27 protein-coding genes are annotated in these 25,708 nt (G+C 64.6%); 16 read left to right on the top strand and 11 right to left on the bottom strand.

From position 1 onward, the window contains the following. The first annotated feature begins 54 nt into the window (after positions 1-54). From AU465_RS31695 to rnhA, 9 genes are all read left to right on the top strand, one after another. Positions 55-999, top strand: a complete 945-nt coding sequence (locus tag AU465_RS31695; protein WP_192256751.1) for a heme o synthase — start codon at positions 55-57, stop codon at positions 997-999. Then, positions 996-1,178, top strand: a complete 183-nt coding sequence (locus AU465_RS31700) for a cytochrome c oxidase system small membrane protein (RefSeq protein ID WP_192256753.1) — start codon at positions 996-998, stop codon at positions 1,176-1,178. Before AU465_RS31695 ends, AU465_RS31700 begins: the two co-directional genes overlap by 4 nt. A gap of 7 nt (positions 1,179-1,185) precedes the next feature. Then, entirely contained in the window at positions 1,186-1,815 is a 630-nt protein-coding gene (locus AU465_RS31705; protein ID WP_192256755.1) for a cytochrome c oxidase assembly protein, read from the top strand. A gap of 1 nt (position 1,816) precedes the next feature. Further along, positions 1,817-2,698 (top strand): cytochrome c oxidase subunit 3, encoded by an 882-nt coding sequence (locus AU465_RS31710; protein ID WP_192256757.1) that lies wholly within the window; start codon positions 1,817-1,819, stop codon positions 2,696-2,698. Between the two features lie 85 nt (positions 2,699-2,783). Further along, positions 2,784-3,200 (top strand): DUF983 domain-containing protein, encoded by a 417-nt coding sequence (locus AU465_RS31715; RefSeq protein ID WP_192256759.1) that lies wholly within the window; start codon positions 2,784-2,786, stop codon positions 3,198-3,200. Next, on the top strand, positions 3,197-3,952 hold the full coding sequence (locus AU465_RS31720) for an SURF1 family protein (RefSeq protein WP_192256761.1): 756 nt from the start codon (positions 3,197-3,199) through the stop codon (positions 3,950-3,952). The genes AU465_RS31715 and AU465_RS31720 overlap by 4 nt, the downstream gene beginning before the upstream one ends. 76 nt (positions 3,953-4,028) lie before the next feature. Further along, the gene (gene ispH, locus AU465_RS31725) at positions 4,029-5,033 is read left to right on the top strand and encodes a 4-hydroxy-3-methylbut-2-enyl diphosphate reductase (protein WP_192256763.1); all 1,005 of its coding nucleotides are present in this window, start codon (positions 4,029-4,031) and stop codon (positions 5,031-5,033) included. A gap of 6 nt (positions 5,034-5,039) precedes the next feature. Further along, the gene (locus AU465_RS31730; RefSeq protein ID WP_192256766.1) at positions 5,040-6,002 is read left to right on the top strand and encodes a homoserine kinase; all 963 of its coding nucleotides are present in this window, start codon (positions 5,040-5,042) and stop codon (positions 6,000-6,002) included. Beyond that, positions 5,999-6,532, top strand: a complete 534-nt coding sequence (gene rnhA, locus AU465_RS31735) for a ribonuclease HI (RefSeq protein ID WP_192256768.1) — start codon at positions 5,999-6,001, stop codon at positions 6,530-6,532. Before AU465_RS31730 ends, rnhA begins: the two co-directional genes overlap by 4 nt. A 13-nt stretch (positions 6,533-6,545) precedes the next feature. On the opposite strand, the gene AU465_RS31740 is transcribed toward rnhA, so the two are convergent. The 3 genes from AU465_RS31740 to AU465_RS31750 all read right to left on the bottom strand — a co-directional run bounded on the left by AU465_RS31740 (position 6,546) and on the right by AU465_RS31750 (position 8,395). After that, positions 6,546-7,022 carry a DUF2938 domain-containing protein gene (locus AU465_RS31740; protein WP_192256770.1) on the bottom strand — a complete coding sequence of 159 codons (477 nt, stop codon included), beginning with the start codon at positions 7,020-7,022 and terminating at the stop codon, positions 6,546-6,548. Next, the gene (locus AU465_RS31745) at positions 7,022-7,504 is read right to left on the bottom strand and encodes a peroxiredoxin (protein ID WP_192256772.1); all 483 of its coding nucleotides are present in this window, start codon (positions 7,502-7,504) and stop codon (positions 7,022-7,024) included. Before AU465_RS31745 ends, AU465_RS31740 begins: the two co-directional genes overlap by 1 nt. Before the next feature lie 84 nt (positions 7,505-7,588). Beyond that, on the bottom strand, positions 7,589-8,395 hold the full coding sequence (locus AU465_RS31750) for a protein-disulfide reductase DsbD domain-containing protein (protein ID WP_192256774.1): 807 nt from the start codon (positions 8,393-8,395) through the stop codon (positions 7,589-7,591). 127 nt (positions 8,396-8,522) lie between these two features. On the opposite strand from AU465_RS31750, the gene AU465_RS31755 reads away from it, so the two are divergent. Beyond that, on the top strand, positions 8,523-9,131 hold the full coding sequence (locus tag AU465_RS31755; protein WP_192256810.1) for a YqgE/AlgH family protein: 609 nt from the start codon (positions 8,523-8,525) through the stop codon (positions 9,129-9,131). Between the two features lies 1 nt (position 9,132). Here AU465_RS31755 and AU465_RS31760 read toward each other — a convergent pair whose 3' ends face one another. Genes AU465_RS31760 through thrC form a run of 4 tightly spaced genes read right to left on the bottom strand, consistent with a single transcriptional unit; the run spans position 9,133 to position 15,341 of the window. Beyond that, positions 9,133-12,021, bottom strand: a complete 2,889-nt coding sequence (locus AU465_RS31760; RefSeq protein ID WP_192256776.1) for an EAL domain-containing protein — start codon at positions 12,019-12,021, stop codon at positions 9,133-9,135. Between the two features lie 3 nt (positions 12,022-12,024). Beyond that, the gene (locus AU465_RS31765) at positions 12,025-12,621 is read right to left on the bottom strand and encodes a GNAT family N-acetyltransferase (RefSeq protein ID WP_192256778.1); all 597 of its coding nucleotides are present in this window, start codon (positions 12,619-12,621) and stop codon (positions 12,025-12,027) included. A gap of 15 nt (positions 12,622-12,636) precedes the next feature. Continuing rightward, entirely contained in the window at positions 12,637-13,929 is a 1,293-nt protein-coding gene (locus AU465_RS31770) for a M16 family metallopeptidase (protein ID WP_192256780.1), read from the bottom strand. A 14-nt stretch (positions 13,930-13,943) separates the two neighbouring features. After that, entirely contained in the window at positions 13,944-15,341 is a 1,398-nt protein-coding gene (thrC, locus tag AU465_RS31775; protein WP_192256813.1) for a threonine synthase, read from the bottom strand. Positions 15,342-15,469: 128 nt separating this feature from the next. Here thrC and AU465_RS31780 point away from each other — a divergent pair, with 128 nt between their 5' ends. Beyond that, positions 15,470-16,219 (top strand): hypothetical protein, encoded by a 750-nt coding sequence (locus AU465_RS31780; RefSeq protein ID WP_192256782.1) that lies wholly within the window; start codon positions 15,470-15,472, stop codon positions 16,217-16,219. 132 nt (positions 16,220-16,351) lie between these two features. On the opposite strand, the gene AU465_RS31785 is transcribed toward AU465_RS31780, so the two are convergent. Then, positions 16,352-17,914 (bottom strand): winged helix-turn-helix domain-containing protein, encoded by a 1,563-nt coding sequence (locus AU465_RS31785; RefSeq protein ID WP_192256784.1) that lies wholly within the window; start codon positions 17,912-17,914, stop codon positions 16,352-16,354. Positions 17,915-18,023: 109 nt separating this feature from the next. Here AU465_RS31785 and AU465_RS31790 point away from each other — a divergent pair, with 109 nt between their 5' ends. Next, on the top strand, positions 18,024-18,485 hold the full coding sequence (locus tag AU465_RS31790; RefSeq protein WP_192256786.1) for a cupin domain-containing protein: 462 nt from the start codon (positions 18,024-18,026) through the stop codon (positions 18,483-18,485). A gap of 121 nt (positions 18,486-18,606) precedes the next feature. On the opposite strand, the gene AU465_RS31795 is transcribed toward AU465_RS31790, so the two are convergent. Then, a complete protein-coding gene (locus AU465_RS31795; RefSeq protein ID WP_192256788.1) occupies positions 18,607-19,296 on the bottom strand; it encodes an HAD family hydrolase in 690 nt (229 codons plus the stop codon). A gap of 173 nt (positions 19,297-19,469) precedes the next feature. Here AU465_RS31795 and AU465_RS31800 point away from each other — a divergent pair, with 173 nt between their 5' ends. Next, entirely contained in the window at positions 19,470-20,603 is a 1,134-nt protein-coding gene (locus AU465_RS31800) for a site-specific DNA-methyltransferase (RefSeq protein ID WP_192256790.1), read from the top strand. A 44-nt stretch (positions 20,604-20,647) separates the two neighbouring features. Here the strand turns inward: AU465_RS31800 and AU465_RS31805 are convergent, their stop codons facing one another. Together AU465_RS31805 and mutY are read right to left on the bottom strand one after the other, a co-directional pair. Then, on the bottom strand, positions 20,648-21,259 hold the full coding sequence (locus AU465_RS31805) for an HAD family hydrolase (protein WP_192256793.1): 612 nt from the start codon (positions 21,257-21,259) through the stop codon (positions 20,648-20,650). A gap of 10 nt (positions 21,260-21,269) precedes the next feature. Next, complete coding sequence (mutY, locus tag AU465_RS31810) at positions 21,270-22,412, bottom strand: A/G-specific adenine glycosylase (protein ID WP_192256795.1); 1,143 nt, start codon at positions 22,410-22,412, stop codon at positions 21,270-21,272. A 32-nt stretch (positions 22,413-22,444) separates the two neighbouring features. Between mutY and AU465_RS31815 the strand changes: the two genes are divergently transcribed. From AU465_RS31815 to AU465_RS31825, 3 genes are all read left to right on the top strand, one after another. After that, the gene (locus AU465_RS31815; RefSeq protein WP_192256797.1) at positions 22,445-22,945 is read left to right on the top strand and encodes a DUF721 domain-containing protein; all 501 of its coding nucleotides are present in this window, start codon (positions 22,445-22,447) and stop codon (positions 22,943-22,945) included. 177 nt (positions 22,946-23,122) lie between these two features. Next, entirely contained in the window at positions 23,123-23,866 is a 744-nt protein-coding gene (locus AU465_RS31820) for a DsbA family protein (protein WP_192256800.1), read from the top strand. A gap of 60 nt (positions 23,867-23,926) precedes the next feature. Then, the coding region (locus AU465_RS31825; RefSeq protein WP_192256802.1) for a chromosome segregation SMC family protein at positions 23,927-25,708 on the top strand (1,782 nt) is incomplete at its 3' end.

Raw genomic sequence — 25,708 nt, forward strand, 5'->3', positions numbered from 1 at the left:
GGCCGCCGGAGAGCCGGCGGTCTTGGCCAACGGAATGATGGACTTTAAGTACGCATGGCTCTTGCCGACCACAAATTGATGGAGGAAGTTGGCTTTCGCATGTCGGAAGCCACCGCGGGCGATTTCTTCGCTCTCCTCAAGCCGCGCGTCATGTCGCTGGTCGTCTTCACGGCCTTTGTCGGCATGGTCGCGGCGCCCGTCGCCATCAATCCGCTGCTGGCGGTGATCGCTATCCTGGCGATCGCGATCGGCGCCGGCGCCTCGGGCGCGCTCAACATGTGGTACGACGCCGATATCGACGCGGTGATGACAAGAACCGCCGGCCGTCCGGTGCCGGCTGGGCGCGTCACGCCGGGTGAGGCGCTGAGCTTCGGCCTGGTGCTCTCCGCGCTGTCGGTGATGACGCTGGGCGTCCTCATCAACTGGCTGTCGGCCGCGCTTCTTGCCTTCACCATCTTCTTCTACGCCGTCGTCTACACGATGTGGCTGAAGCGCTGGACGCCGCAGAACATCGTCATCGGCGGCGCCGCCGGCGCCATCCCGCCGGTGATCGGCTGGGCCGCGGTGACCGGATCGGTCAGCCTCGAAAGCCTGATCCTGTTCCTGATCATCTTCCTGTGGACGCCGCCGCATTTCTGGGCGCTGGCGCTGTTCAAGTCGGACGACTACGCCCGCGCCGGCATCCCGATGATGCCGAACGTCGCCGGCCAGGCCTCGACCCGTCGCCAGATCTTTGCCTATGCGTTGATCCTGGCGCCGGTCGGCGTGCTGCCCTGGCTGCTCGGCTACACCACGGCTGCCTATGGGATTGTCTCCGTCGCGCTCGGCCTGGGCTTCGTCTGGTATGCCTGGAAGGTGCTGGGCATGAGCGACGACGACCGGGCGATGAAGCCGGCCAAGGCGCTGTTCGGCTATTCGCTGCTCTATCTCTTCGCAATCTTCGCCGCCTATCTCGTCGACAGCGTGGTCGGGCGCGCCCTCGTCATGGGGGGAACATGATCGTGGCCGACAAGAACCTCGAACTGGTCACCTTGACCGAACGCCAGCGGAAGGCGCGGCGCAACCGCTCCGTCGCCATCGGCGTCGCGCTCGCCGCGCTCGTCATCATCTTCTACATCGCCACCATCGTGCGCTTCGGCCACCATGCCTCGGGCCTGATGCCCACGAATTTGATGTGAGGCGGCGATGAGCGTCGAGACCAGACCCGTCAGGAAGAACAGCAACCGCATCGTTGTGGCGGTCTGCCTGGCCTTCTTCACCGGCATGGTCGGCATGGCCTATGCGGCGGTGCCGCTCTACAAGATGTTCTGCCAGGTCACCGGTTATGGCGGCACGACGCAGCGCGCCGAGAAGCAATATGCCGGCCGCGTGCTCGACCGCGACATCACCATCCGCTTCGATGCCAACACCAACGGCATTCCGTGGCAGTTCGAGCCCGTCGCGCGCTCGGTGACGATCAAGATCGGCGAGACCACGCAGGCGCATTACAGCGCCACCAACAAGTTCGATCGCCCCATCACCGGCCGCGCCTCCTTCAACGTGCAGCCGGAAATGGCCGGCGCCTATTTCAACAAAGTGGAGTGCTTCTGCTTCACCGACACGACGCTGAAGCCCGGCGAGACGCTGGACATGCCGGTCGTGTTCTATGTCGATCCAGACATCGTCAACGTGCCGGAACTGAAGGACTTGAAGACCATCACCCTGTCCTACACGATGTTCCCGGTCGAGAAGAAACAGCCGGTCGCCTCGTCCGCGCCGGCCGCTGGCAAAAACAGCAACAAAGTTCCAGATTCCGAAGCAAGCCTCGGGGGTTGATATGGCAGACGCGCACGCAAAACCGAACCACGACTACCATCTCGTCAATCCCAGCCCCTGGCCTTTCCTGGGCTCGATCGGCGCGCTGGTCACGGCCGTCGGCGGCGTTTGCCTGATGCAGTATCTCAAGGCCGGCAACTTCCCGGTCTTCGGCCACAACATCGCCAATCCGTGGCTGTTCTTCATCGGCCTGATCATCGTGCTTTACACGATGTTCGCCTGGTGGTCGGACACCATCAAGGAAGCGCATGAGGGCCACCACACGCGCGTCGTGTCGCTGCACCTGCGCTACGGCATGATCATGTTCATCGCCTCCGAGGTGATGTTCTTCGTCGCCTGGTTCTGGGCTTTCTTCGACGCCAGCCTGTTCCCGGGCGAAGCCGCGCAATATGCGCGCACCACCTTCACCGGCGGCGTCTGGCCGCCGAAGGGCCTGGAGGTTCTCGATCCCTTCCACCTGCCGCTCTACAACACCATCATTCTGCTCTTATCGGGCACGACGGTGACCTGGGCGCACCACTCGCTGCTGCACGGCGACCGCAAGGGCCTGATCAACGGCCTGGTGCTGACCGTCGGCCTCGGCATGCTGTTCACCATGGTGCAGGCCTACGAGTACATGCACGCGCCCTTCGCGTTCAAGGATTCCATCTACGGCGCCACCTTCTTCATGGCGACCGGTTTCCACGGCTTTCACGTCATCATCGGCACCATCTTCCTGCTCGTCTGCCTGGTGCGCGCGATGCGCGGCGATTTCACTCCGAAGCAGCATTTCGGCTTCGAAGCGGCGGCCTGGTACTGGCATTTCGTCGACGTGGTGTGGCTGTTCCTGTTCAGTTGCATCTATGTCTGGGCGTCGAACGGAGCGATGATCGAAGCCCATTAAATCAACGGCTTCGGAATTCCCAAAAGGGCGGCTGCGGCGACGTGGCCGCCTTATCTTTTGCGCGGAATGCTATAGGATGCCCGACATGAGCGAAGACAAGGCAATCGAAGACAAGGCGATCGAAGACAGGGCGATCTGGCCGCCCATCGACCCGGTCTCGGCCGGCCTGCACGGCCGCTGCCCGCGCTGCGGCGAGGGCAAGCTGTTCTCCGGTTTCCTCACCGTCGGCAAGCGCTGCTACAATTGCGGGCTCGACTATTCCTTCGCCGATGCCGGCGACGGCCCGGCCGTCTTCGTCATCCTGATCATCGGCTTCATCGTCGTCGGTCTGGCGCTGTGGACGGAAGTGACGCTCAGCCCGCCGCTCTGGCTGCATTTCATATTGTGGATACCGCTGGCGCTTGTGCTGTGCCTGACGGCGCTGCGCTTGATCAAGGGCGTGCTGATCACCCTGCAATATTCGAAGAAGGCTGCGGAAGGCAGGCTGGACAGCAGCCGATGAGCGGCGCGACCGGTTCGGCTGCCGGCCCTTCGCGGCCGCGCTCGGTATTGCTGCTTGGGCTCAGCCTTGTCCTGTTCGCCATTCTCCTCGGTCTCGGCACCTGGCAGGTTGAGCGCCTGCACTGGAAGGAAGGGCTGCTCGAGACCATCGACAGGCGCACGCATGCGGCACCTCTGCCGCTGGCGGAGGTCGAGAAGGAATTCGCTGCCTCCCACGATGTCGATTACACACCGGTGACGGTGACCGGCACGTTCCTGCATCAGGGCGAGCGGCACTTCTTTTCGACCTGGGAAGGCGACACCGGCTTCAATGTCTACACGCCCCTGCGGCTCGACGACGGCCGCTTCGTGCTCGTCAATCGCGGGTTCGTTCCCTACGACCTCAAGGATCCGGCCAAGCGCCAGCAGGGTGAAGTCGCCGGCAAGGTGACGGTGACCGGGCTTGCCCGCAATCCGCTGCCGGAAAAGCCCTCGATGATGCTGCCCGACAACGATGTCGCCAAGAACGTCTTCTACTGGAAGGACCGCGACGCCATGGCCTCGAGCGCCGGCCTTCCGGCGGGCGCCGTGCTGGTGCCGTTCTTCGTCGATGCCGACAGGACGCCGAATCCCGGCGGCCTGCCGGTCGGCGGCGTCACCATTATCGATCTGCCGAACAACCATTTGCAATATGCCGTCACCTGGTACGGCCTGGCGGCCGCCCTTGCCGCGGTGCTGATCCTCAGGCTTCGCCGCCCGGCGAAGGAAGGGTGAGCGCCGCCGCTCTTGACAGAGCCGGGCCGCACGCCTCATTTCGCCTCCAGCTTTCCCACTGAACCGGCCCGTTTTGATGATTGAGAAAAAGCCACCGCTGACGATCAGGCTCTGCCAGCCGCGCGGCTTCTGCGCCGGCGTCGACCGCGCCATCCAGATCGTCGTGCTGGCGCTGAAGAAATACGGCGCGCCGGTCTATGTCCGCCACGAGATCGTGCACAACCGCTATGTCGTCGAGGGGCTGCAGAGCCTGGGTGCGGTGTTCATCGAGGAATTGTCCGAAATCCCGGCGGAGCATCGCCAGTCGCCGGTTGTCTTTTCCGCGCATGGCGTGCCGAAATCGGTGCCGGCCGACGCCGAGGCGCGCAACCTGTTCTACCTCGACGCCACCTGTCCGCTGGTGTCGAAGGTGCATAAGCAGGCGATGCGCCACCAGCGGCTTGGACGCCATGTGCTGCTGATCGGTCATGCCGGCCACCCTGAGGTGATCGGCACCATGGGGCAACTGCCGGAGGGTGCCGTGACCCTGATCGAGACCGAGGCTGATGCAGCAACCTTCGTGCCGGCGGATCCGGCGGCGCTTGGCTTCGTCACCCAGACGACGCTGTCGGTCGAGGACACCGCCGGCATCATCCGGGCGCTGCAGGAGCGCTTCCCGGAGCTTCACGCCCCGGCGGCCGAATCGATCTGCTATGCCACCACCAACCGCCAGGAGGCGGTGAAGGAAACGGCTGCCGGCGCCGACCTCTTCCTCGTCGTCGGCGCGCCGAACTCGTCCAACTCGCGGCGCCTTGTCGAAGTGGCGGAGCGCGCGGGTGCCGCAATGTCGCTTCTCGTGCAGCGGGCTTCCGAAATTCCGTGGGATGAGATCGGCGAGATTTCGACGCTCGGCCTGTCGGCCGGCGCCTCGGCGCCGGAAATCATCGTCGACGAGATCATCGACGCATTCCGGCAGCGCTTCGACGTCACCATCGATCTGGCCATCACGGCCACCGAAACGGAGGACTTTCCGGTGATGCGGGTGTTGCGCGATGTCGAACTGACGGCGGCCGACATGGCCTTCGTCAATGGAGCCGCGTAAACCCCAATGGCTGTCTACACCGACGTCAACGAAAACGAGCTCAGCGCATTCCTGAAAGCCTATCCGGTGGGCGAACTCCTATCATACAAGGGCATCGCCGAGGGCACCGAGAACTCGAATTTCCTCGTCCACGCCTCCACGGGTTCCTACATCCTGACGCTCTACGAGAAGCGCGTCGACAAGGCCGATCTGCCGTTTTTCCTCGGTCTGATGGGCCATCTCGCGCGAAAAGGCATTTCCTGTCCGCTTCCGGTCACCGCGCATGACGGCACCGTCATCGGCACGCTTGCCGGCCGGCCGGCCGTCATCATCACCTTCCTCGAAGGCCTGTCGCTGAGACGCCCGACGGCGGCGCATTGCGGCGAGGTCGGCAAGGCGTTGGCCGCGCTCCATCTCGCCGGCCGGGATTTCCCGATGAAGCGGCCGAACGCGCTTGCCATCGATGGCTGGCGCAAGCTCTGGGCCGCGTCGCGCGACCGCGCCGACGAGGTCGAGCCGGGGCTGGCGGCGGAGGTCGACGCCGACTTCCTCGATTTCGAGCGCAACTGGCCGGCAAGCCTGCCGCAGGGCATCATCCATGCCGATCTCTTCCCGGACAATGTCTTCTTCCTCGGCGAGAAGCTGTCGGGCCTGATCGACTTCTATTTCGCCTGCGACGACCTCTACGCCTATGATGTCGCCACCTGCCTCAACGCATGGTGCTTCGAGAAGGACTTTTCCTTCAACCTCACCAAGGGGACCGCGCTCCTTGCCGGCTACCAGTCGGTACGGCCGCTGCAGGCAGACGAGAAGGCGGCGCTGCCGATGCTGGCGCGCGGCTCGGCGCTGCGCTTCATGCTGACAAGGCTCTATGACTGGCTGACCATTCCCAACGGCGGCCTGGTGATGAAGCGCGATCCGACCGAATATATCCGCCGCATGCGCTTTCACCGGGCGATCAAGTCGCCCTCCGAATACGGACTGACATGAACAAGCAAGTCGAGATATTCACCGACGGCGCCTGCTCGGGCAATCCCGGGCCCGGCGGCTGGGGCGCGGTGTTGCGCTATAATGGCGTCACCAAGGAACTGTCGGGCGGCGAGGCCGAGACCACCAACAACCGCATGGAATTGCTTGCCGCTATCACCGCGCTCAATGCGCTGAAGGAAGCCTGCACGGTCGATCTTTATACCGACAGCAAATACGTCATGGACGGCATCTCCAAGTGGATCCATGGCTGGAAGAAGAACGGCTGGAAGACCGGCGACAGGAAGCCGGTCAAGAACGGCGAGCTCTGGCAGGCGCTCGACGAGGCCAACAGGCGCCACAAGGTCATTTGGCGTTGGGTGAAGGGCCATGCCGGCCATCCCGAGAACGAGCGCGCCGACGAGCTGGCAAGACAAGGCATGGCGCCGTTCAAGCCGAAGTCGGCGCGGCCGGCACCGGTTGCAAGTGCGCCGAAACCCGAAGGCGCTCCGGCCAGAAAACCATCGCCCCGACGCTCGACCCAGAGCTACTGACGCGCCGACTTCTCTATCGGATCAGCAGCGCCGTGGAGAACAGGCCGAGCGCGAACACCGTGTGCGAGACGAGGTTCAGTGTGCGCACCAGCATCGGATTGGGCAGTTTGGAAGCTGCCCAGCCGGCGCCCATGCCGGGCGCCAACAGGAACCAGCCGGCGCCGACGGTGACGATGCCGAGGATGAAGGCCGGCAGGAAGGTCGGCGCGGCCAGCCAGCCGGCTCCCGCAAGCACGACCAGGATGACGCCGTAAAGGATGCCGACGAGATAGTGGAATGCCCAGCCCAGCGCCTTCTCATGGGAGTAAGGCGTGGCCTGGCCGATATCGTCGTGGAACACCTTCTCGGGCAGGTGCCGTACCCAGCGTCCGACCAGGCCCCAATTCGGCCGCGGCAGGCCGAAGGCCTTGTTGAGGATAATCGCCCAGACGTCCATGAAGACCGTGGCGCCGATGCCGATCGCGACGGCGCGCCAGACGATATCGAGCATCAGAGTTGCTCGAGGATCTTGGCCGCGCCGCTCTCGTCGACACCCGGCTTGGTTTCGACATTGAGCGCCGTGACCTTGCCGTCGTCGACGATCATCGAAAAGCGCTTCGAGCGCAGCCCCATGCCGTTCGCGGAAAGATCATTGTCGAGGCCGACCGCCTTGGCGAAATCGCCGCTGCCGTCGGCGAGGTAGAGGATCTTGCCTTCGCCGCCGGTGAAGCGCGCCCAGGCGCCCATGACATGGACGTCGTTGACCGAGACGACCGCAATGGTGTCGACGCCGCGCGCCAGGATGGCGTCGTGGTTCTCCAGATAACCCGGCAGATGGTTGTTGCTGCAGGTCGGCGTGAAGGCGCCGGGTACGCCGAACAGCACCACCTTCTTGCCGGCGAAGATTTCAGCGCTGGTCATCGGCTTGGCGCCGTCGGCGGTCATCACCTTGAAAGTCGCATCGGGCAGTTTTTCGCCAACCGAAATGGTCATGGGATTCCTCGCTTGGAGATTGGGAAGGATCTGTGCCTGCGTATCGGACCGAGCGGCTTCCCGCAACCGTTGACCAAGCCTGGATCAAGGGAAAGGCAGCAGCCCGTCGACCGAACCCTCGGTGCTTGTCAGCGTGTAATAGAGCCCGCCATCCGTGGGTGTCGCCGACGGCCGGTCAAGGATCGGCACGGTGAAGACGAGTTTGCCGTCCTTCTCGCTGCGCACCGGCGCGCCGAACATGTAGTCGCGCTCGCCGGCGATGAAGAAATCGACCGAATCCAGGTCTCCGGGGGACCGGGCCTCGACGATAAGGGTCTCGTGGTCGCCGGGTAGCACGCGGATGCCGAAATCGGGCCGTGCTGGCGAGGGCAGCGTTGCAAGCGCCGTCTTCACCAGCGCCGCGTCCGTGGCGTTGTCCGGATCGGACGCCGGATCGACGCTGAGCCGGGTCTGCACCGGAATGCAGATCGTCTCGCATATGCCGAGGAAGACGTTGGCGTCGATCGTCGCCGGCTGGTCGGGCGACGACAGCGTGAAGGTCACCGGCAGCGACACGGGGCGGTCGTAGCCGGCCCATTTGCCGTAGCCGTCGTCGTGGCGCTGCGGCGGCGGAAACGACAGCCTTGCATCGGCGATGTTGGTGCTGGCCGAGATGTCGAGCTGCGGCGGCACGCCGGCGTCACCGGGGTCGCGCCAGTAGGTTTTCCAGCCTGGCTTCAGGGCAATGTCGAGCACGCCGTGGATCTTGCCGGCCTCGTCGGGCTTGCCGCTGGTCACCAGCCGCACTTTGCCGCCTTCGCTGTTGTACCAGGCCGAGGACGAGGCCTCGGCCGGCAGGCCCGCTCCCAGGCCGATGACGGCGCCGAGCGCCACAATGTTCAGGTATCGCATGGCGGTGATTTGATCGCCCGTTCTTGGCCGCGCAATGATTTCATGTTCCTGCCGGTATCATATTTGCGTGACATCCGGCAGCCTGACCATCTTTTCGGCGCGGCGGAAACGGGTTACGCTCAACGTCATGGACTTGTTGCGCCACAAAAAGATGGCCGCGGGGCGCGGCTTTCTCGACGATCAGTTCCTGATTGCCATGCCCGGCATGAAGGACGACCGTTTCACGCGCTCGGTCATCTATATCTGCGCCCACAGCGACGAGGGCGCCATGGGCCTGATCATCAACCAGACGCAGCAGATGCTGTTCCCGGACCTTCTGGTGCAGCTTGGCATCGTGAACGAGCAGGAAGCGATCCGCTTGCCGGCGCATGCCCGCGACTTCGTCGTGCGCAATGGCGGGCCGGTCGATCGCAGCCGCGGCTTCGTGCTGCATTCCGGCGACTATCGCGTGGAATCCTCGCTCAGCGTCTCCGACGACATCTGCCTGACCGCCACGGTCGACATTCTGCGCGCCATCTCGACGGGCCGCGGGCCGCGTCATGCGCTGATGGCGCTCGGTTACTCCGGCTGGGGCGCCGGCCAGCTCGAAAGCGAGATCGCCGAGAATGGCTGGCTGACCTGCCCGGCGACGCCCGAACTGTTGTTCGACGCCGACATCGAGCGCAAATACGACCGTATCCTTGCCTCGATCGGCATCGATCTCGCCCATTTGAGCGCCGCCGCCGGCCACGCGTGACCTAAGCCTGCGTCAGCGGATATTGCTCCCTCAGCGTCTTCAGCACCTGGTCGCCGGGCATCGGCGCGCCGAACATGAAGCTCTGGACATATTCGCAGCCCATTTGGCGCAGCTCCAGCGCGTCGCTCTCGTCGGAGATGCCCTCAGCCACGACCGACAGGCCGAGTTCATGCGCCATGTTGACCATGGATTTCAGCAGCACCGCCCTCTTCGGCGTGGCGTCGTCGACGAAGCTCCTGTCGATCTTGATCGTGTCGAAGGGGAAGCGCGTCAGATAAGAGAGCGAGGAATAGCCGGTGCCGAAATCGTCGAGCGACAGTCCGATGCCGAGTTGTTTCAGTTTACTCAGCACATGCGCGGTCTGCTCGGGATTGTCCATCACCAAAGATTCGGTGAGCTCGAGCCGGAAGCAGCGCGGCTTCAGATTGGCGCGCGCGATGACCGAACGCACGTCGCTGACCAGGTCGCGGCGGATGAGCTGCCGGCTGGACAGGTTGACTGAAACCGACAGCGGCGCGTCGCCGATCTGTTTTTGCCAGGTGGCGAGATCCTCGGCCGCCTGCTGCATGGCGAACAGCCCGAGCTGCACGATCAACCCGCAATTTTCGGCCACCGGGATGAAATCTCCCGGCGGTATCATGCCGCGCCGCGGATGGTCCCAGCGCAATAGCGCCTCGAAGCCGGCGACGCTGCCGTCCTCCAGCCGCACGATCGGCTGGTAGGCGAGCGTGAACTCGCGCCGCTCGATGGCGCGGCGAAGGTCGGATTCGAACTGCAGCCGGTCGGTGCCGACGGTGCGGAAGGCCGGCCGGAACGGCTCGATCCTGTCGCCGCCGAAACGCTTGGCCTGGTGCATGGCAAGCTCGGCGTCCTTGACCATGTCCTCGGACGAGGTTTGCGCCGTCGTCCAGGTGATCAGGCCGATCGAGGCGGTGAGCACGATCTCGCGCTTGGCGAAGGTGATCGGGTTGTTGATCGCATGCTTGATCGCGTCGGCCATGGCGGCGATGCGGGCCGGATCCTGCTCCGACAACAGCATCAGCGCGAACTGGTCGCCGGCAAAGCGCGACAGCGAATCCTTGGGCTTCAAGAGCCGGTGCAGCCGGCGCGCGATGGTGAGCAGGATGGTGTCGCCGGCGGAAATGCCAAGCCCGTCATTGACCTGCTTGAAGCGGTCGATGTCGATGACGAACACCGTCGGGCGCACCTTGTCCTCGGTGCGGGCGATCGAGATGATCGCCTCCAGCCGGTTCATGAACAGCTCGCGGTTCGGCAGGCCGGTGAGGTTGTCGTGCACGGCGTCGTGCAGCAGCCTTTCCTCGGACTTCTTCTGCTCGGTGACATCGACCATCGTGCCGACGCAGCGGATCACTTCACCGTCCGACCCGATCACCGGCCGCGCCCTGAGCGAAAACCAGTGATAATGGCCGTCGGCGCCGCGCAGGCGGAAATTCTGCGCCACCCGGCCGCGGCGGTGCTCCAGCACCACGTCGAGCGTTGTGCGGAACGTGTCGCGGTCGTCGGCATGCAGCACCGGCAGCCAGTTGCGGGCCGCGCCCGACAGGCTGTTGGGGGCGAGGCCGAGCTGAATGCTAATGTCGGGCTTGGTCACCACGCGGTCGCGCAGCACGTCCCAGTCCCATACGATATCGCCCGATCCGGCGACCGCGAGCGCCTGGCGCTCGAGGTCGGAGAAGAGGCCCTGGTGCAGCGCGCCGCCGGCAAAGGCGTGCTGCATGACGGTGAAGCCGATCAGAAGGATGATCAGGATCAGGCCGCCGCCCAGCGCCGGCTGGGCGATGTCGTTGTCCAGCATGCCGGTGATTGCCATCCACGAGCCGCACAGCCACAAGAGCACCATGACCCAGCTGGGCACCAGCATGATGGCGCGGTCATAACCGCGAATGCCAAGGAAGATGATGAGGCCGAGCCCGGTGAGCGCGGTGGCGGCAAAGGAGATGCGGGCGATACCGGCGGCGACCGCCGGATCGACGATCGCCACCCCGGCGATCAGAAGCAGACCGAGGATCCACACTAGCGCGCCGTAGCTGAAATGGCCGTGCCATCGGTTGAGGTTGAGATAGGCGAACAGGAACACCACGAAGGTCGCCGCCAAGGCCACCTCGGTGCCGGCCCGCCACATCTGCTCGTTGCCGGGCGATATCTCGATGACCTTGTTGAGGAAGCCGAAATCGACGCAGATATAGGCGAGCACCGCCCAGGCGAGTGCTGCCGTGGCGGGGAACATCGAGGTTCCCTTGACCACGAACAGGATGGTCAGGAACAGCGCCAGCAGGCCGGCAATGCCGATGACGATGCCGCGGAACAGCGTGTAGGAATTGACCGAGTCCTTGTAGGATTCCGGATCCCACAGATAGACCTGCGGCAGCTTCGGCGAGGCGAGCTCGGCGATGAAGGTGACCACCGTTCCAGGGTTCAGCGTCACCCGGAACACGTCGGCGTCGGGGCTGGTCTGGCGGTCGAGCGCGAAACCTTCGCTGGGCGTGATCGCCGCAATGCGGGTCGAACCGAGATCCGGCCAGAAGATGCCGGAATTCACCAGGCGGAAATGCGGCGCGACGATCAGCCGGTCGAGCTGCTGGTCGGTAGTGTTGGCGAGCGCGAACACCGCCCAGTCGCCGGTCGAGCGCGCATCATTGGCCTCCACTTCGATGCGCCGCACGATGCCGTCGGGGCCGGGCGCGGTCGAGACCTGGAAATTCTCGCCCTGGTTCCGGTAGATCGCGACGGCGCCCGAAAGGTCGAGCGCTTTATCGTCGCGGGCGATTTTGATCGGCTCGACGGCAAGGGCCGGCGCGGCTGCCGAGAGCGTGACGACGACCGCCAGGATGAGGGCGAACAGCGACGCGATTCGCGGAAAATTCGTCACATATCAGCCCTTCGTTCCATCATCCGGCGGATCGTCCGCGATCCGGGCGTAGAGGTAGTGATCCTGCCAGATGCCGTTGATCCTGAGATAGGATCGCAGAAGTCCTTCGCGCCGGAATCCGGCTTTTTCAAGCACGCGGATCGACCGGGCGTTGTCGGGAATACAGGCAGCCTCGATCCGGTGCAACCTCAGCGTATCGAAGGCAAAACGCGACACCACCTTGACCGCGTCGGTCATCAGCCCGCGGCCGCCGTAGCGTTCGCCGATCCAGTAGCCGATATGGCCGCTTTGCGCGACGCCGTGGCGGATGTTGCCGAGCGTGATGCCGCCGGCGAGCTTGCCGCTCTCCTTCTCGAAGATGAAGAAGGCGATGGCCGTGCCTTGCGCATAGTCCTCGCGGTAGCGGCCGATGCGCAGCCGCCAGGCGGTGCGGTCGAGCTCGTCCGGCTGCCAGCGCGGCTCCCACGGCTCCAGGAAGGCGCGGCTTTCGCCGCGCAGTTTCGACCATTCGCGATAGTCGTTGGTCAGCGGCACGCGAAGCGTGACCTTTTCGCCCTTCAGTGCCGGCAGGTCGCGGCGAAAGAAAGGGAGCGCGAACACGGCGCTTGTTCGGGGTTAGACGGCGAGCCTGCGGGCCGTCGTCTGCGGACCCGCAAGCGAATCGAGGATCGCCTCGTAGGGTGCCAGCGTGCCCACGGGGCCGACCGCCGTCAGCGTCGGCTTGGTCGAGAACAGCCGCGACGAGAGGTCAGTCAGCCGCTCGATGGTCAGCGCTGCCAGCCGCTCCATCAATTCCTCCTTGGCGATCGGCCGCCCGAACAGGAGCAACTGCCTGGCGATCTGCGAGGCGCGGCTTGCCGGGCTTTCGGCCGACATGATGAGGCCGGCGCGATATTGCGCGCGTGCCCGGTCGAGCTCTTCCTGCTGGATGCTTTCGCCGGCCTTCTGCAGTTCGCCGATGATGACCGGCACCAGCTTGGCGATATCGCTCTGCCCGGTCGCGGCATGCACGCCGAAAATGCCGGTGTCGGAAAAGCCCCAGTGGAAGGCATAGACCGAGTAGCACAGGCCGCGCTTCTCGCGCACCTCCTGGAACAGCCTCGACGACATGCCGCCGCCGAGGATCATCGACAGCACCTGCGAGGCGTAGAAGTCGCGCACATGGTAGGCGCGGCCCTCGAAGCCGAGCACGATCTGCGCGTCCATCAGGTCGCGGTCCTCGCGGAAGTCGCCGCCGACATATTGGGCGTATTGCGGGATGTTGCTCGAGGCCTTGGCGCGAAAGCCGCCGAGCTGCTTTTCGACCTCGCGCACGAAATTGTCGTGCTTGATGTCCCCTGCGGCCACGATCACCATGCGCTCGGCGCCGTATTGCCGTTCGATGAAGTCGTGCAACTGTTTCGAGGTGAAGGATTTGACCGTCTCCGGCGTGCCGAGGATCGAGCGGCCGATGGTCTGGTGGCGGAACGCGGTTTCGGTGAACCTGTCGAAGACGATGTCGTCTGGCGTGTCGTGCGCGGCGCCGATCTCCTGCAGGATCACATGCTGCTCGCGCTCCAGCTCTTCGGGGTCGAATTCCGACTCCTGCAGGATGTCGGCCAGGATATCGACCGCCAGCGGCACGTCGTCGGAGAGCACCCTGGCGTAGTAGGACGTCGTCTCGACGCTGGTGGCGGCATTGATCTCGCCGCCGACATTCTCGATTTCCGAGGCGATCTCGAAGGCGCTGCGCCGCTTGGTTCCCTTGAACGCCATATGCTCGAGCAGATGGGCCATGCCATGCTCTTCGTCGCGTTCATTGCGGGCGCCCGACTTGACCCAGGCACCAAGGGCAACGGATTCGAGGCTTGGAAGGGTTTCGGTGGCGACTGTCAGGCCGTTCGACAGACGGCTTACCTCAACACCCATATGGCAACTACTCCCTAACGGGCCGCCCGCGTGTGGCGGCTCACGTAATCTTCCACCATTTTCAGCTCGGATGGAAGTATGGTGTACTTTTCGTCGGCTGTCATCAAGCCGGCAAGCCATGAGGGGAGCGCTGGAGTAACGCCGCTGGCGGCCTCGACCGCTGCCGGGAACTTGGCCGGATGCGCGGTGCCCAGCACCACCATGGGCACGGCGCCTGACGCGTGGCCGGCCGCTACGTGCACGGCGGCGCCCGTGTGCGGATCGAGCAGGTAGCTGCTCGCTTCGAGCGTCTGGCGGATGGTTGCGGCAACCTCGTCGACGCTGGCGCGGCCGGCGTCGAACTCGGCGCGGATCCTAGCCATTTCGCCCGCTTCGATGGTGAAGGCGCCGGATTGCTTCAGCCCGTTCATGTAGCGCCGGACCGTCGCGGCATCGCGGCCCGCCGCCTCGAACAGCAGGCGCTCGAAGTTCGACGACACCTGGATGTCCATCGACGGCGAGGTGGTGGCGAACACGCCCTTGGTGCGGTATTCGCCGCTCGACAATGTGCGCGCCAATATGTCGTTGTCGTTGGTGGCGATGATCAGCCGTTCGACCGGCAGCCCCATGCGCTTGGCGGCGTAACCTGCGAAAATGTCGCCGAAATTGCCGGTCGGCACGGTAAAGGACACCGGCCGGTCGGGCGCGCCGAGCGAAAGGGCCGACGAGAAATAATAGACGATCTGGGCCATGATGCGGGCCCAGTTGATCGAATTGACGCCCGACAGCGACACACGGTCGCGGAAGCCGTGATCGTTGAACATGTCCTTCACCAGGCCCTGGCAGTCGTCGAAATTCCCCTCGATCGACAGCGCGTGGACATTCGCCGCGCTCGACGTCGTCATCTGCCGCTGCTGCACCGGCGAGACCTTGCCGTTGGGGAAAAGGATGAAGATGTCGGTGCGGTCGCGGCCGGCGAAAGCGTCTATCGCAGCGCCGCCGGTGTCGCCGGAGGTGGCGCCGACGATGGTGGCGCGTTTGCCCCGTTCGGCAAGCACATGGTCCATCAGCCGCGCGAGCAGCTGCATCGCCACGTCCTTGAAAGCGAGCGTCGGACCGTGGAAAAGCTCTAGGACGAAGGTGTTTTTCCCTGTCTGCACCAACGGGCAGACGGCGTCGTGCCGAAAAGTCGCATAGGCCTCGCGCACCAGCAGCTCGAAGACGGGTGCGGCGATCTCGCCGCCGAGGAAGGGCGTCAGGACGCGAATGGCAAGGTCCGGATAGGCAAGGCCGCGCATGGAGCGGATTTCGGCGGCCGAGAACTGCGGCCATTCGCGCGGCACGTAAAGCCCGCCGTCGCGCGCCAGCCCGGCCAGCACCGCGTCGGAAAATCCAAGCACGGGCGCATCCCCGCGGGTACTCACATATTGCATCATAAAAGGCCCATCGTTGCCGGCCGCATCATCCACGGCAAATTGGTTAATTTTCAGAACCGGCTCAGTCGCATTTTCGCCGCGGCGTTGATATACGTCACCGGCTTTGTGAGAGGGAAGTGCAGTTCATGAGGTTTTATTCGGTCAACCGTCGTGTTGTCGCGGGTCTGGCGCTCACCGGCTTTATGCTTGCCGCCGCCGGATGCCAATCGAGCGACAACGGCATTCTGAACTTCGGCTTCAGCAAGAAGGATCCGACCGCGCCGCCGCCGCCGCAGGATCCGAAAGTGCTGGCCAGCCAGTTGCGCGCCTACTGCCCGAAGGTGACGCTGCGCGACGGCACTGCTTTCTTCAACACCTATGCCAAGGGCACCGCCGCCAAGCCGAAGAAAAAGAAGGCCGATGCTGCGGCGGACGCTGAAGCCGAGGCAGCAGCGGCCGCCGCGCAGACCGGCCCCGACGGTCAGCCGGTCGACCCCAATCGCGATCCGACCAAGATCATCTACCAGGCTTCGATTACCGACGTGACCCGCGACTGCACGCACGAAAACGGCCAGCTGACGATGAAGATCGCGGTCGCCGGCAAGGTCGTGCCGGGCCCGCTGTTCACGCCCGGCACCGTCACCATGCCGATCCGCGTCGCGGTCCAGCACGGGCCTGACGTGCTCTATTCGCAGCTTCATCAATATCAGGTGCAGGTCACCGATCCGTCGGCCGCCACGCAATTCGTCTTCACCGACGCCAATGTCGTGGTGCCGGAGCCGACCGCTCGCGACTACCAGGCCTATGCCGGCTATGACGAGAACGCGCCGAAAGCTGCGACGGACAAGTCGAAGGGCAAAAGGAAGAAGCGCGTCGCCGCAGCAGTGACGAACTGATGCGTGGATGCATTGACGCCCGGCAGCAGCCTGATTGATGCAAGCTGGACAAAGGCCGGATGGTTGGCGGCAAGTTTGTCGTAGCGGGTCGATACAACAAATTCGAAGGACGACGGCGCGTGGCCGGTCGGGCTACTCCGGCAGTCCGGCGTCCCGCAGCGCGCTGCCAAGAGCCTCTGCGAGCGCAGGCGCACAATTCACGCCGGCAAACTGGCGGCTGTAGCGAAAGGCAGGCTGAAGCTCGAGCACGCGCGCGGCGGCCGCCCTCGCTTCGTCCAATCGGCCAAGCTTGGCCAACGCGGCGGCCAACTGCACATAAGTGATACTATGCGCTGGGTTGGCTTGAACCGACTTGTAGGCCGCGCGGCAAGCTTCTTCGTAACGCCCGCGCAGCAAATGGCTCATTGCTTGCGCATCAAATGCGGCCCAGGCCCACGTATCGAACGGGCTCAGCCGCATACCCTGCACGCTCCATTCTATCGCGCGCTCCGCTTCGCCGCTCCATCCGAGAACGACGCTGCCAAGAATGTAGGTCAGTGCCGATGACGGGCTGATGGCGAGGGCAGCTTCCAATGCGGTGAATGCAGCGGCGCGATCGTGCGCATCCATTCCGATGGAAAATCCGGCCCACGTCAGAGCGAGCGCATCATCTTGTCCATGGACAATGGCCGACCGGGCGTGGCGGATCGAAGAGGCTCGGTTGATTTCCTGCAGACCGGCGCGAAGGAACAAGCAATGGTGGCACATCGCGGCATTGCCATGCGCCAGCGCATAAGCTGGCTCGAGCGCGATGGCGCGGTCAAGAAGCACCAGCGCTCTCGTCACTTGCTCCGGCATGCCTGAATCGACGTCAGGCTGGGCTTGCAGCACCAGATCGTACGCGTCGAGACTGTCGGGGCGCTTGCGCCTGACACGTTCGATTTCCGCTTTCCGCACGCTCGGCGCAATCGCGCCCACCACTGACAACGCGATCTCATCTTGAAGCGCAAAGATGTCTTTGGAGCCGCGGTCGTAGCGCTCGGCCCATACATGTGCACCGGTCGATGCATCGACCATCTGCCCGGTCACGCGCACCCTGCCGCCGGCCTTGCGCACACTGCCTTCGAGGACATAGCGAACGCCAAGCTCGCGACCGACCTGCTTCACGTCCACGGCGCGACCCTTGTAGGCGAAGGTCGAGTTTCGTGCGGTGACGAACAACCACTTGATGCGTGCGAGGCCTGTGATGATGTCGTCGACCATCCCATCGGCAAAGTACTCCTGCCGCGGATCGCCGCTCAAGTTCGAGAACGGCAGGACCGCGACGGAGGGCTTCTCGGGCAAGGTCGGCGCTGATGCGGCGCGTGTGGCGGTCGAAGCATCGGGGGCATTCGTCGCGACAGCCGGTCCGACATATCGATAGCCTCGGCGCGGCAGCGTTTCGATCCAGCTCTCGGCATTCGCCGCGTCGGCCAGCACCCGGCGCAGGGCTGCGATCTGCACCGTCAGATTGTTATCGGCAACCGCCAATCCGCCCCAGCCGGCCTCGATCAACGCGCCCTTGGACACGGGTACGCCGGCGTTTTGGATCAGCAGGCGCAGCAACGCAATTGCGCGTTGCCCAAGCATGGTCGGCTCGGCCCCGTAAAAGAGAATGCCCACCTCCGGATCGAGGCGGAACGGGCCGAACTGGTAGAGGTCGCCCCTGACTATCATTCGAGTCTTTTAGCAAATTTTTGGGAACGGATTCACGACTTTCCGGCGTGGACGGCCGATGTTGCACGAATGCTGGCCAGAAATGAGCGCCCAGTCAGAGGAGGATCATATGAGCGCCAATGCCGTCATCCGTATGCCCGATGAGAAGAAGGGCGTCATGCTACGTGGTCATCCTATGGTCTTCCTTGTCACCGGCGAAAATACCAAGCACACGAGCATGTTCGACTGGACGATTCCTCCAGGGTTTGCCACCGGGCGGCATGTTCATCGGGTGCAGGAGGAAACCTTCTACCTGATCGAGGGCGAGTGCGAGTGGCATGTCGGCGACAAGACAATCCGCGCAACGCCCGGAACCTATCTGTTCATCCCACCGGGAGTGCCGCACAACATCACGAATGTCAGCGAGAAACCGGCACGCGTGCTGATGACCGTTTCTCCACCTGGCCACGAGCATTATTTCGAAGAGCTCGCCAAACTCGCGGCGCAGGGTGCGCCGGATCCAAAAGCACTCGCCGATCTGCGAAACCGCTACGACACCGATCAGCTCTCGACGTTGACAACACGCGTGTAGTCTCCGTCCCAACGTTCGATGGCTTCCGGCCTTTCTGAGACCTGCGGCGACGTCCGCTGTTTCGCCGCTATTGGCGGACAAGCGGACGTCAGAAAGCGGACGTCAGACTGGACAGCGAACCCTAGGCGTCTTCCGACCACTCCGACAGCGCCGCAATCGTGCTGCCCAGTTCCGCGAAGCGGCGGATGACCGTCTCGGCGCCGGCCTCGGTCAGCGCGTCGGCATGGCCAGGATAGCTGTGCCCCGCGCCGGTGAAGCCGATCACGCGCATCCCCGCCGCCCTGGCGCCGGTGATGCCATGTACGGAATCCTCGATGACGAAAGTATTCTTCGGGTTCGCGCCGAGCTGTTCAGCGGCGTAGAGGAACACGTCGGGCGCCGGCTTGGTCTTCTTACTGGGTATGTCCAGGCCTGAAAAGATGCGGCCGGCGAAGAACGGCAGCAGGCGCACCTTTTCCAGCATGAACTCGATCCGTTCCTTGCGCGAGTTGGAGCAGACGGCGCGCGGCACGGTAACGGTCGCCACCGCCTCGCGTGCGCCGTCGATGATGCGCACGTCGCTGCGCAGCTTGCGGTCGACGAGTTCCTCTGCGCGGTCGATCAGCGCGGCCTGGAACGGGATATTCGACTTCTCCTCGACCCGCATCAGGATGTCCTTGAAGGTCAGCCCCGCATAGGTCTCGGCAAGCTCTTCCGCCGAGATCTCAAACCCGGCCGAGGTCAGAAGTTCGGCCTCGACGCGCGCGGCGATGATTTCGGAATCGACGAGCACGCCGTCGCAATCGAAGATGACAAGGTCTGGCTGGGGCATGGCAATCCGGAACGCAGGGAGGAAAACATGGCCTGACTGGCCCAAGCGGCGCGGCATACACCAATGGGCCGGTCTTCGCAAACCGCGCAAGGCTGTCCAGCCTTCACCGAATGTTTACGCTGATCGGTAACCATAACAGCCAGTAAACCGTAACGCGTGCTTTGGGTGTTTTGATGTCTGCCATGCGTCTTATCGACGAGCTTTCCCACGCTCCCCAGCAGTCCGAATGGCTGGACACGATCCTGAAAGGCGACTGCGTCGCCGCGCTCGACAGGCTGCCGGAAAAGTCGATCGACGTCATCTTCGCCGATCCGCCTTACAATCTGCAGCTCGACGGCGACCTGCACCGTCCCGACCAGTCCAAGGTCGACGCCGTCGACGACGACTGGGACCAGTTCGAGAGCTTCGAGGCCTATGACGCCTTCACCCGCGCCTGGCTGCTCGCGGCGCGCCGGGTGCTGAAGCCCAACGGCACCATCTGGGTCATCGGCTCCTACCACAACATTTTCCGCGTCGGCGCCAGGATGCAGGACCTCGGCTTCTGGATCCTGAATGATATCGTCTGGCGCAAGACCAATCCGATGCCGAACTTCCGCGGCCGCCGCTTCCAGAATGCGCATGAGACGATGATCTGGGCCTCGCGCGACCAGAAGACCAAGGGCTATACCTTCAACTACGAGGCGCTGAAGGCATCGAACGACGATTTGCAGATGCGCTCCGACTGGTTGTTCCCGATCTGCACGGGTGGTGAGCGGCTGAAGGACGAAAACGGCAACAAGCTGCACCCGACGCAGAAGCCGGAGGCGCTGCTTGCCCGCATCATGATGGCCTCGACCAAGCCGGGCGATGTGGTGCTTGATCCCTTCTTCGGCTCCGGCACAACGGGGGCTGTCGCCAGGCGCCTCGGCCGCCACTTCGTCGGTATCGAGCGCGAGCAGGCCTATATCGACGCCGCCAACGAGCGCATCGCGGCCGTTCGTCCGCTGGAGAGCGCCGACCTCACCGTGCTTTCCGGCAAGCGCGCCGAGCCGCGCGTCGCCTTCATCAGCCTGATCGACACCGGCCTGATGGCGCCGGGCGCCACGCTCTACGACGCCAAGAAGCGCTGGGCCGCCAAGGTGCGCGCCGACGGCACGCTGGCCATCGGCGACAGCGCCGGCTCGATCCACAAGATCGGCGCCGAGGTGCAGGGGCTCGATGCCTGCAACGGCTGGACCTTCTGGCACTATGAGCGCAGCGGCGGCCTCACCCCGATCGATGAGCTGCGCCGCATCGCGCGCCTCGGCATGGAGCGGGCAGGGGGTTGATCCGTTGACTCAAAGCTTCAACGGATCGCCGCAAGCGATTCATATCAGGCCGCAATCCTCAGCCGCTCAAGGTCTGCTTTAAGCGCCTTGGCCTCGGTGAACAGCACCGCCTGCCAGCCGGCCGCCTTGGCGCCGTCGACATTCTTCTGGCTGTCGTCGATGAACAGCGTGGCGGCGGGCTCCAGGCCGAATGATGCGATGTGATGGTCGTAGATGGCCTGATCCGGCTTGATCAGGCCGATTTCGCCCGAGACGGTGACGCCGCGCGGGCGGTCGAGAAATTCGAAGCGCTGGCGGGCCTCGGCGAAAGTGTCGGCGGCGAAATTGGTCAGCATTGTCACGTCGTGGCCGCTCTCGATCAAACCGACCATGATGGCGACGCTGTCGTCATAGGCATGCGGCACCATCTCATGCCAATAGCGGCGGAAATTGCGGATGTTTTCGGCGTGATCGGGATGCTCGGCGATCAGCTGCGCCTCTGCCTCTTCCCATGTCCGCCCGCGATCCTGCTCGATGTTCCAGGCGCTGGTGCAGACATTGTCGAAAAACCACTTCCGCTCCGCCGCATCGGGGATCAGCCGGCTGAACGGAAGGTCCGGATCGTAGTGGATCAGCACCTTGCCGATGTCGAACACGATGTGGCGGATTTCGGTCATGTCTGTCCTTTCAGCGAGGGCGTTGTTTCCTGGTCGCGCCCGGTATCGCCGCCTCGATTACCTTTTTCATGACGGTGGGCAGCGCTTCCCCGGAAATTTCATGGGCCAGCGACCAGAAATGCCCGCCCGGCGCGCCACCTTCGATGTGGGCATGAAAGACTTCGAGTTCGAGCGCGAAATGCGTGAAGACATGGCCGATGCGTCCGGCGCGCCGCCAGTCGGCAGCAAAGGGCGCGGCGTCTTCGGTAGTTGCCCCGTCTATCCGTGCCGTCCAGCCCGTGGTCGGCACCTCCGTCATGCCGCCGAGCAGTCCCTTGTCCGGCCGCTTGCGCAACAGGATGGCGCCGTCGTCGCGCTCGGCGACGAAGGCGGCGCCGCGCCTCAGCGGCTTGTCATCCTTCGGCAGCCGGACCGGGAAGCGTTCAGGATCGCCCGAAAGGATGGCGCTGCAATCCTCGCGCACCGGGCACAGCATGCAGCGCGGCCGCCGCGGCGTGCAGATCGTCGCGCCGAGGTCCATCATCGCCTGGGCGAAGTCGCCGGGCCTTGCCGGCGGCACCAGCTTTTCGACCAGCGCGCGGATTTCGGGCTTGGCCTCGCTGAGCGGGGTTTCGATCGAGTGGAGCCGCGAGATGACGCGCTCGACATTGCCGTCGACGACGGCGGCCGGACGATCGAAGGCGATCGCCGCGATTGCCGCCGCGGTATAGGCACCGATGCCCGGCAGTTCCTTCAGTCCGGTCTCGGTGTCGGGAAAACGGCCGCCCTGCCGCGCCACGAGATCGGCGCAGGCCTTCAGATTGCGCGCCCGGGAATAGTAGCCGAGCCCGGCCCAGGCCTTCATGACGTCCTCGGCGGGCGCGGCGGCTAGCGCCTCGACGGTCGGCCATTTCTCCACGAAGGTGCGGAAATAGACCTTCACCGCTTCGACCGTGGTCTGCTGCAGCATCACCTCGGAGAGCCAGATGCGGTAGGGATCGGGCCTTGTCCCGCGCGCGAACGCCCCGGGCGTCACGCGCCAGGGCAGGTCGCGGTGATGCGCGTCGTACCAGGCAAGCAGGCGGGCGGCGATGTCCAGGGATACGCTTTCGCTTGCATCTCCGGATGTGGCCTTCTCGGTTGCGGCCTTGCGGGTCTGGTCTTGCGGTGCCATTGATCGGGTGAGTTTGGGATCGGAGAACGCACATGGCAGGGAAAAGGCGCTTCGGCAATCCCGTTCCGGTCAGCGATCTCGCGACCGAGATCCTCGATCCGGTGCTGAAGAAGCGCGCCGGCATCTCGATCGGGCTGGTGCAATCCTGGGAAGAGATCGCCGGTCCGCGCCTGGCCGGCCACTCGCGCCCGGAAAAGATCCAGTGGCCGCGCCGCCTGCATGAGGACGATCCGTTCGAGCCGGCGGTGCTGGTCATCGCCTGCGAAGGCATGGCGGCGCTGCATCTGCAGCACGAGGCCGGCGAGGTCATCAACCGCGTCAACGCCTTTCTGGGCTTCAATGCGATCGGCCGCATCAAGATCCTGCAGAAGCCGGTCCTTTCGGCCAAAGCGCGGCCGAAACCCCAACCGAGGCCGCTCAGCGAGGCAGAGAAATCGAAGCTGGCGCGCACCGTCGGCAAGATCGAGGACGACGGCCTGCGCGCGTCGCTCGAGCGGCTTGGGGCGACTATCCTCGGACAAAAAAGGCCATGAGCATGTCTCCCGAAAAGGACATGCGGCGTGCTGCAAAATTGTCGTCAATATCGCATATTCGTGATCGCGCACGAAAAATTGGCGATTGGATTGGGGACGGCGATGCCTTAATTCGCGCCAACTCTCGCCTTTTCTAGCTCTTGCATTGCACAATCCAACCGATATCAGGTGATTCGCATGAACCGTGCCCCTTTTGGCAAAAGCTTGTCCCGCAGGAACCTTCTGACCACGCTGGCCGCCGTTCCGGCTGTGGCGCTGCTTGCCGCATGCAGCGACTCGGGCGAGGAGGCGAAGGCGGCCGACGCGAAGCCCGCCAACCCGTCGACGCCAGCCAAGCCGGCCACGCCGGCGGCCGTTCAAGTGCCGGAAGCGCAGGGCACGGTCGACATGGCGGAACTGCTGAAGCCTGGCGCCTTGCCCGACAGGCAGCTCGGCAAGGACGACGCCAAGGTCACCATCGTCGAATACGCCTCGATGACCTGCCCGCATTGCGCGCATTTCAACGAGGCTACCTTCCCTGAGTTGAAATCGAAATATATCGACACCGGCAAGGTGCGCTACATCCTGCGCGAATTCCCCTTCGACCCGAGCGCCGAAGCCGGCTTCATGCTGGCGCGCTGCGCTAAGGACAACTACTTCGCCATGGTCGACGTGCTGTTCAAGCAGCAGCCGAGCTGGGTCGGCGTCAGCAATACCAAGGAGGCGCTGCTGCAGATCTCCAAGCTCGCCGGTTTTACACAGGAGTCCTTCGAGGCCTGCTTGACGGACCAGAAACTTCTGGACGATGTGAGAGCAGTCCAGAAACGCGGAGCGGACGAGTTCAAGGTCGACTCGACGCCGACCTTCTTCATCAACGGAAAGACCTACAAAGGGGCGATGTCGATTGAGGAAATGTCGGCCATCATCGACCCTCTGCTCTGACGTCCGGGCCGCGCCGAAGCTGTTTGGCTTCGGCATGTTGGCCTTTGCGGGGCGGCGCGAATGAAGTTTTCGCGCCTTCGCCTGCTCGGTTTCAAGTCCTTCGTCGAGCCCGGTGAGTTCGTCATCGAACGCGGGCTGACCGGCATCGTCGGGCCGAACGGCTGCGGCAAGTCGAACCTTGTCGAGGCGCTGCGCTGGGTGATGGGCGAAAGCTCCTACAAGAACATGCGCGCGTCCGGCATGGACGACGTGATCTTTTCAGGCTCCGGCGCGCGGCCGGCGCGCAACACCGCCGAAGTCACGCTTTTCCTAGACAACAGCGACCGCACGGCGCCCGCCGCCTTCAACGATGCCGATGAGCTGCAGGTGTCGCGCCGCATCGAGCGCGAGGCGGGCTCGCTCTACCGCATCAACGGCAAGGAAGCCCGCGCCAAGGACGTGCAGTTGCTCTTCGCCGACCAGTCGACCGGTGCACGCTCGCCGTCGATGGTCGGCCAGGGCCGCATCGGCGAGCTGATCCAGGCGAAACCCCAGGCCCGCCGCGCCCTTCTCGAAGAGGCGGCCGGCATTTCCGGCCTGCACACGCGCCGGCACGAGGCCGAGCTTAGGCTGAAGGGGGCCGAGCAGAACCTCGAACGACTGGATGATGTCGTCGGCGAATTGGAAAGCCAGATCGACAGCCTGAAGCGCCAGGCGCGCCAGGCCTCGCGGTTCAAGAACCTGTCGGCCGACATCCGCAAGGCCGAGGCGACGCTCTTGCATCTGCGCTGGACGCTGGCCAAGACCCAGGAAGGCGAGGCGCGTTCCGCGCTTGCCGTAGCTACCACGCTGGTCGGCGACCGAGCCGCAGCCCAGATGGCGGCCGCCAGGGAACAGGGCATTGCCGCGCACCGGCTGCCTGACCTGCGCGACGCCGAGGCCGCCGCTGCCGCCGCCTTCCAGCGCCTGTCGATCGCCAAGACGCAGATCGAGGAGGAAGCCGGCCGCATCCGCTCGCGTCAGGTCGAGCTCGAACGCCGGCTGCAGCAGCTCGACGCCGATATCGCCCGCGAGGAGCGGATGGTGCGCGACAATGCCGACATCCTGGAGCGTCTGCGCACCGAGGAAGCCGAGCTCAATTCGGAAAACGCGGGTGCGGCCGAACGCGAGGCCACCACGCGCGCCGCTTTCGAGCAGGCCGGCGCGACGCTCTCGCAAAGCGAAGCAAGACTTGCCGCGCTGACCGCCGAACGCGCCGAGGCGGCCGCCTCGCGCCACCAGATCGAACGCACTTTGCGCGAGACCGCCGAGCGCCGCGACCGCTTCGCCCGCCAGCTTGCCGAGGTCGATCGCGAGCTTTCCGATATAGTCGCCCGCATTTCCGGCCTGCCCGACCCGGCCGAGAAGCGGCTGCTGGTCGAGGACGCGCTCGCCCGCCTCGAGGAGAGCGAGCTAGGTGCCATCGCCGCCGAGCAGGCCGTCGCCGAGGCACGCGTCGCCGAAAGTGCCGCCCGCCCGCCGCTGCAGGATGCCAGGGGCGAGCTCGCGCGCATCGAGACCGAAGCGCGCACGCTGGCCAAGATACTCAATGCCGCGAGCGGCGACCTGTTCCCTTCGGTGCTGGAGCAGATCAGCGTCGAGCGCGGCTACGAGACCGCGCTCGGCGCGGCGCTGGGCGAGGACCTCGACGTGCCGCTCGACCGCAGCGCCCCGGTGCATTGGGGCGAGAGCGCGGTCCAGCCCGGTGACGCGGTGCTGCCCGAAGGCGTGAAGAGCCTCGCCAGCGTGGTGCGCGCGCCGGCGCAGCTTGCCCGCCGCCTGGCGCAGATCGGCATCGTCGATGCCGCCGCCGGGCGCCGTCTC

Origin of the sequence: Mesorhizobium silamurunense (assembly GCF_014843905.1) — a bacterium.
In the GTDB taxonomy this organism is placed as follows: domain Bacteria; phylum Pseudomonadota; class Alphaproteobacteria; order Rhizobiales; family Rhizobiaceae; genus Mesorhizobium; species Mesorhizobium silamurunense.

Bases quoted from the DNA above. Each gene is read 5' to 3' on its own strand.
- AU465_RS31720 (WP_192256761.1), top strand. From the start codon at position 3,197: ATGAGCGGCGCGACCGGTTCGGCTGCCGGCCCTTCGCGGCCGCGCTCG.
- thrC (WP_192256813.1), bottom strand. From the start codon at position 15,341: ATGCAATATGTGAGTACCCGCGGGGATGCGCCCGTGCTTGGATTTTCC.
- AU465_RS31770 (WP_192256780.1), bottom strand. From the start codon at position 13,929: ATGGGTGTTGAGGTAAGCCGTCTGTCGAACGGCCTGACAGTCGCCACC.
- AU465_RS31715 (WP_192256759.1), top strand. From the start codon at position 2,784: ATGAGCGAAGACAAGGCAATCGAAGACAAGGCGATCGAAGACAGGGCG.
- AU465_RS31800 (WP_192256790.1), top strand. From the start codon at position 19,470: ATGTCTGCCATGCGTCTTATCGACGAGCTTTCCCACGCTCCCCAGCAG.
- AU465_RS31785 (WP_192256784.1), bottom strand. From the start codon at position 17,914: ATGATAGTCAGGGGCGACCTCTACCAGTTCGGCCCGTTCCGCCTCGAT.
- AU465_RS31695 (WP_192256751.1), top strand. From the start codon at position 55: ATGGCTCTTGCCGACCACAAATTGATGGAGGAAGTTGGCTTTCGCATG.
- AU465_RS31815 (WP_192256797.1), top strand. From the start codon at position 22,445: ATGGCAGGGAAAAGGCGCTTCGGCAATCCCGTTCCGGTCAGCGATCTC.
- AU465_RS31790 (WP_192256786.1), top strand. From the start codon at position 18,024: ATGAGCGCCAATGCCGTCATCCGTATGCCCGATGAGAAGAAGGGCGTC.
- mutY (WP_192256795.1), bottom strand. From the start codon at position 22,412: ATGGCACCGCAAGACCAGACCCGCAAGGCCGCAACCGAGAAGGCCACA.
- AU465_RS31780 (WP_192256782.1), top strand. From the start codon at position 15,470: ATGAGGTTTTATTCGGTCAACCGTCGTGTTGTCGCGGGTCTGGCGCTC.
- AU465_RS31745 (WP_192256772.1), bottom strand. From the start codon at position 7,504: ATGACCATTTCGGTTGGCGAAAAACTGCCCGATGCGACTTTCAAGGTG.
- AU465_RS31820 (WP_192256800.1), top strand. From the start codon at position 23,123: ATGAACCGTGCCCCTTTTGGCAAAAGCTTGTCCCGCAGGAACCTTCTG.
- rnhA (WP_192256768.1), top strand. From the start codon at position 5,999: ATGAACAAGCAAGTCGAGATATTCACCGACGGCGCCTGCTCGGGCAAT.
- AU465_RS31740 (WP_192256770.1), bottom strand. From the start codon at position 7,022: ATGCTCGATATCGTCTGGCGCGCCGTCGCGATCGGCATCGGCGCCACG.
- AU465_RS31755 (WP_192256810.1), top strand. From the start codon at position 8,523: ATGGACTTGTTGCGCCACAAAAAGATGGCCGCGGGGCGCGGCTTTCTC.
- AU465_RS31805 (WP_192256793.1), bottom strand. From the start codon at position 21,259: ATGACCGAAATCCGCCACATCGTGTTCGACATCGGCAAGGTGCTGATC.
- AU465_RS31705 (WP_192256755.1), top strand. From the start codon at position 1,186: ATGAGCGTCGAGACCAGACCCGTCAGGAAGAACAGCAACCGCATCGTT.
- AU465_RS31730 (WP_192256766.1), top strand. From the start codon at position 5,040: ATGGCTGTCTACACCGACGTCAACGAAAACGAGCTCAGCGCATTCCTG.
- AU465_RS31700 (WP_192256753.1), top strand. From the start codon at position 996: ATGATCGTGGCCGACAAGAACCTCGAACTGGTCACCTTGACCGAACGC.
- AU465_RS31750 (WP_192256774.1), bottom strand. From the start codon at position 8,395: ATGCGATACCTGAACATTGTGGCGCTCGGCGCCGTCATCGGCCTGGGA.
- AU465_RS31710 (WP_192256757.1), top strand. From the start codon at position 1,817: ATGGCAGACGCGCACGCAAAACCGAACCACGACTACCATCTCGTCAAT.
- AU465_RS31795 (WP_192256788.1), bottom strand. From the start codon at position 19,296: ATGCCCCAGCCAGACCTTGTCATCTTCGATTGCGACGGCGTGCTCGTC.
- ispH (WP_192256763.1), top strand. From the start codon at position 4,029: ATGATTGAGAAAAAGCCACCGCTGACGATCAGGCTCTGCCAGCCGCGC.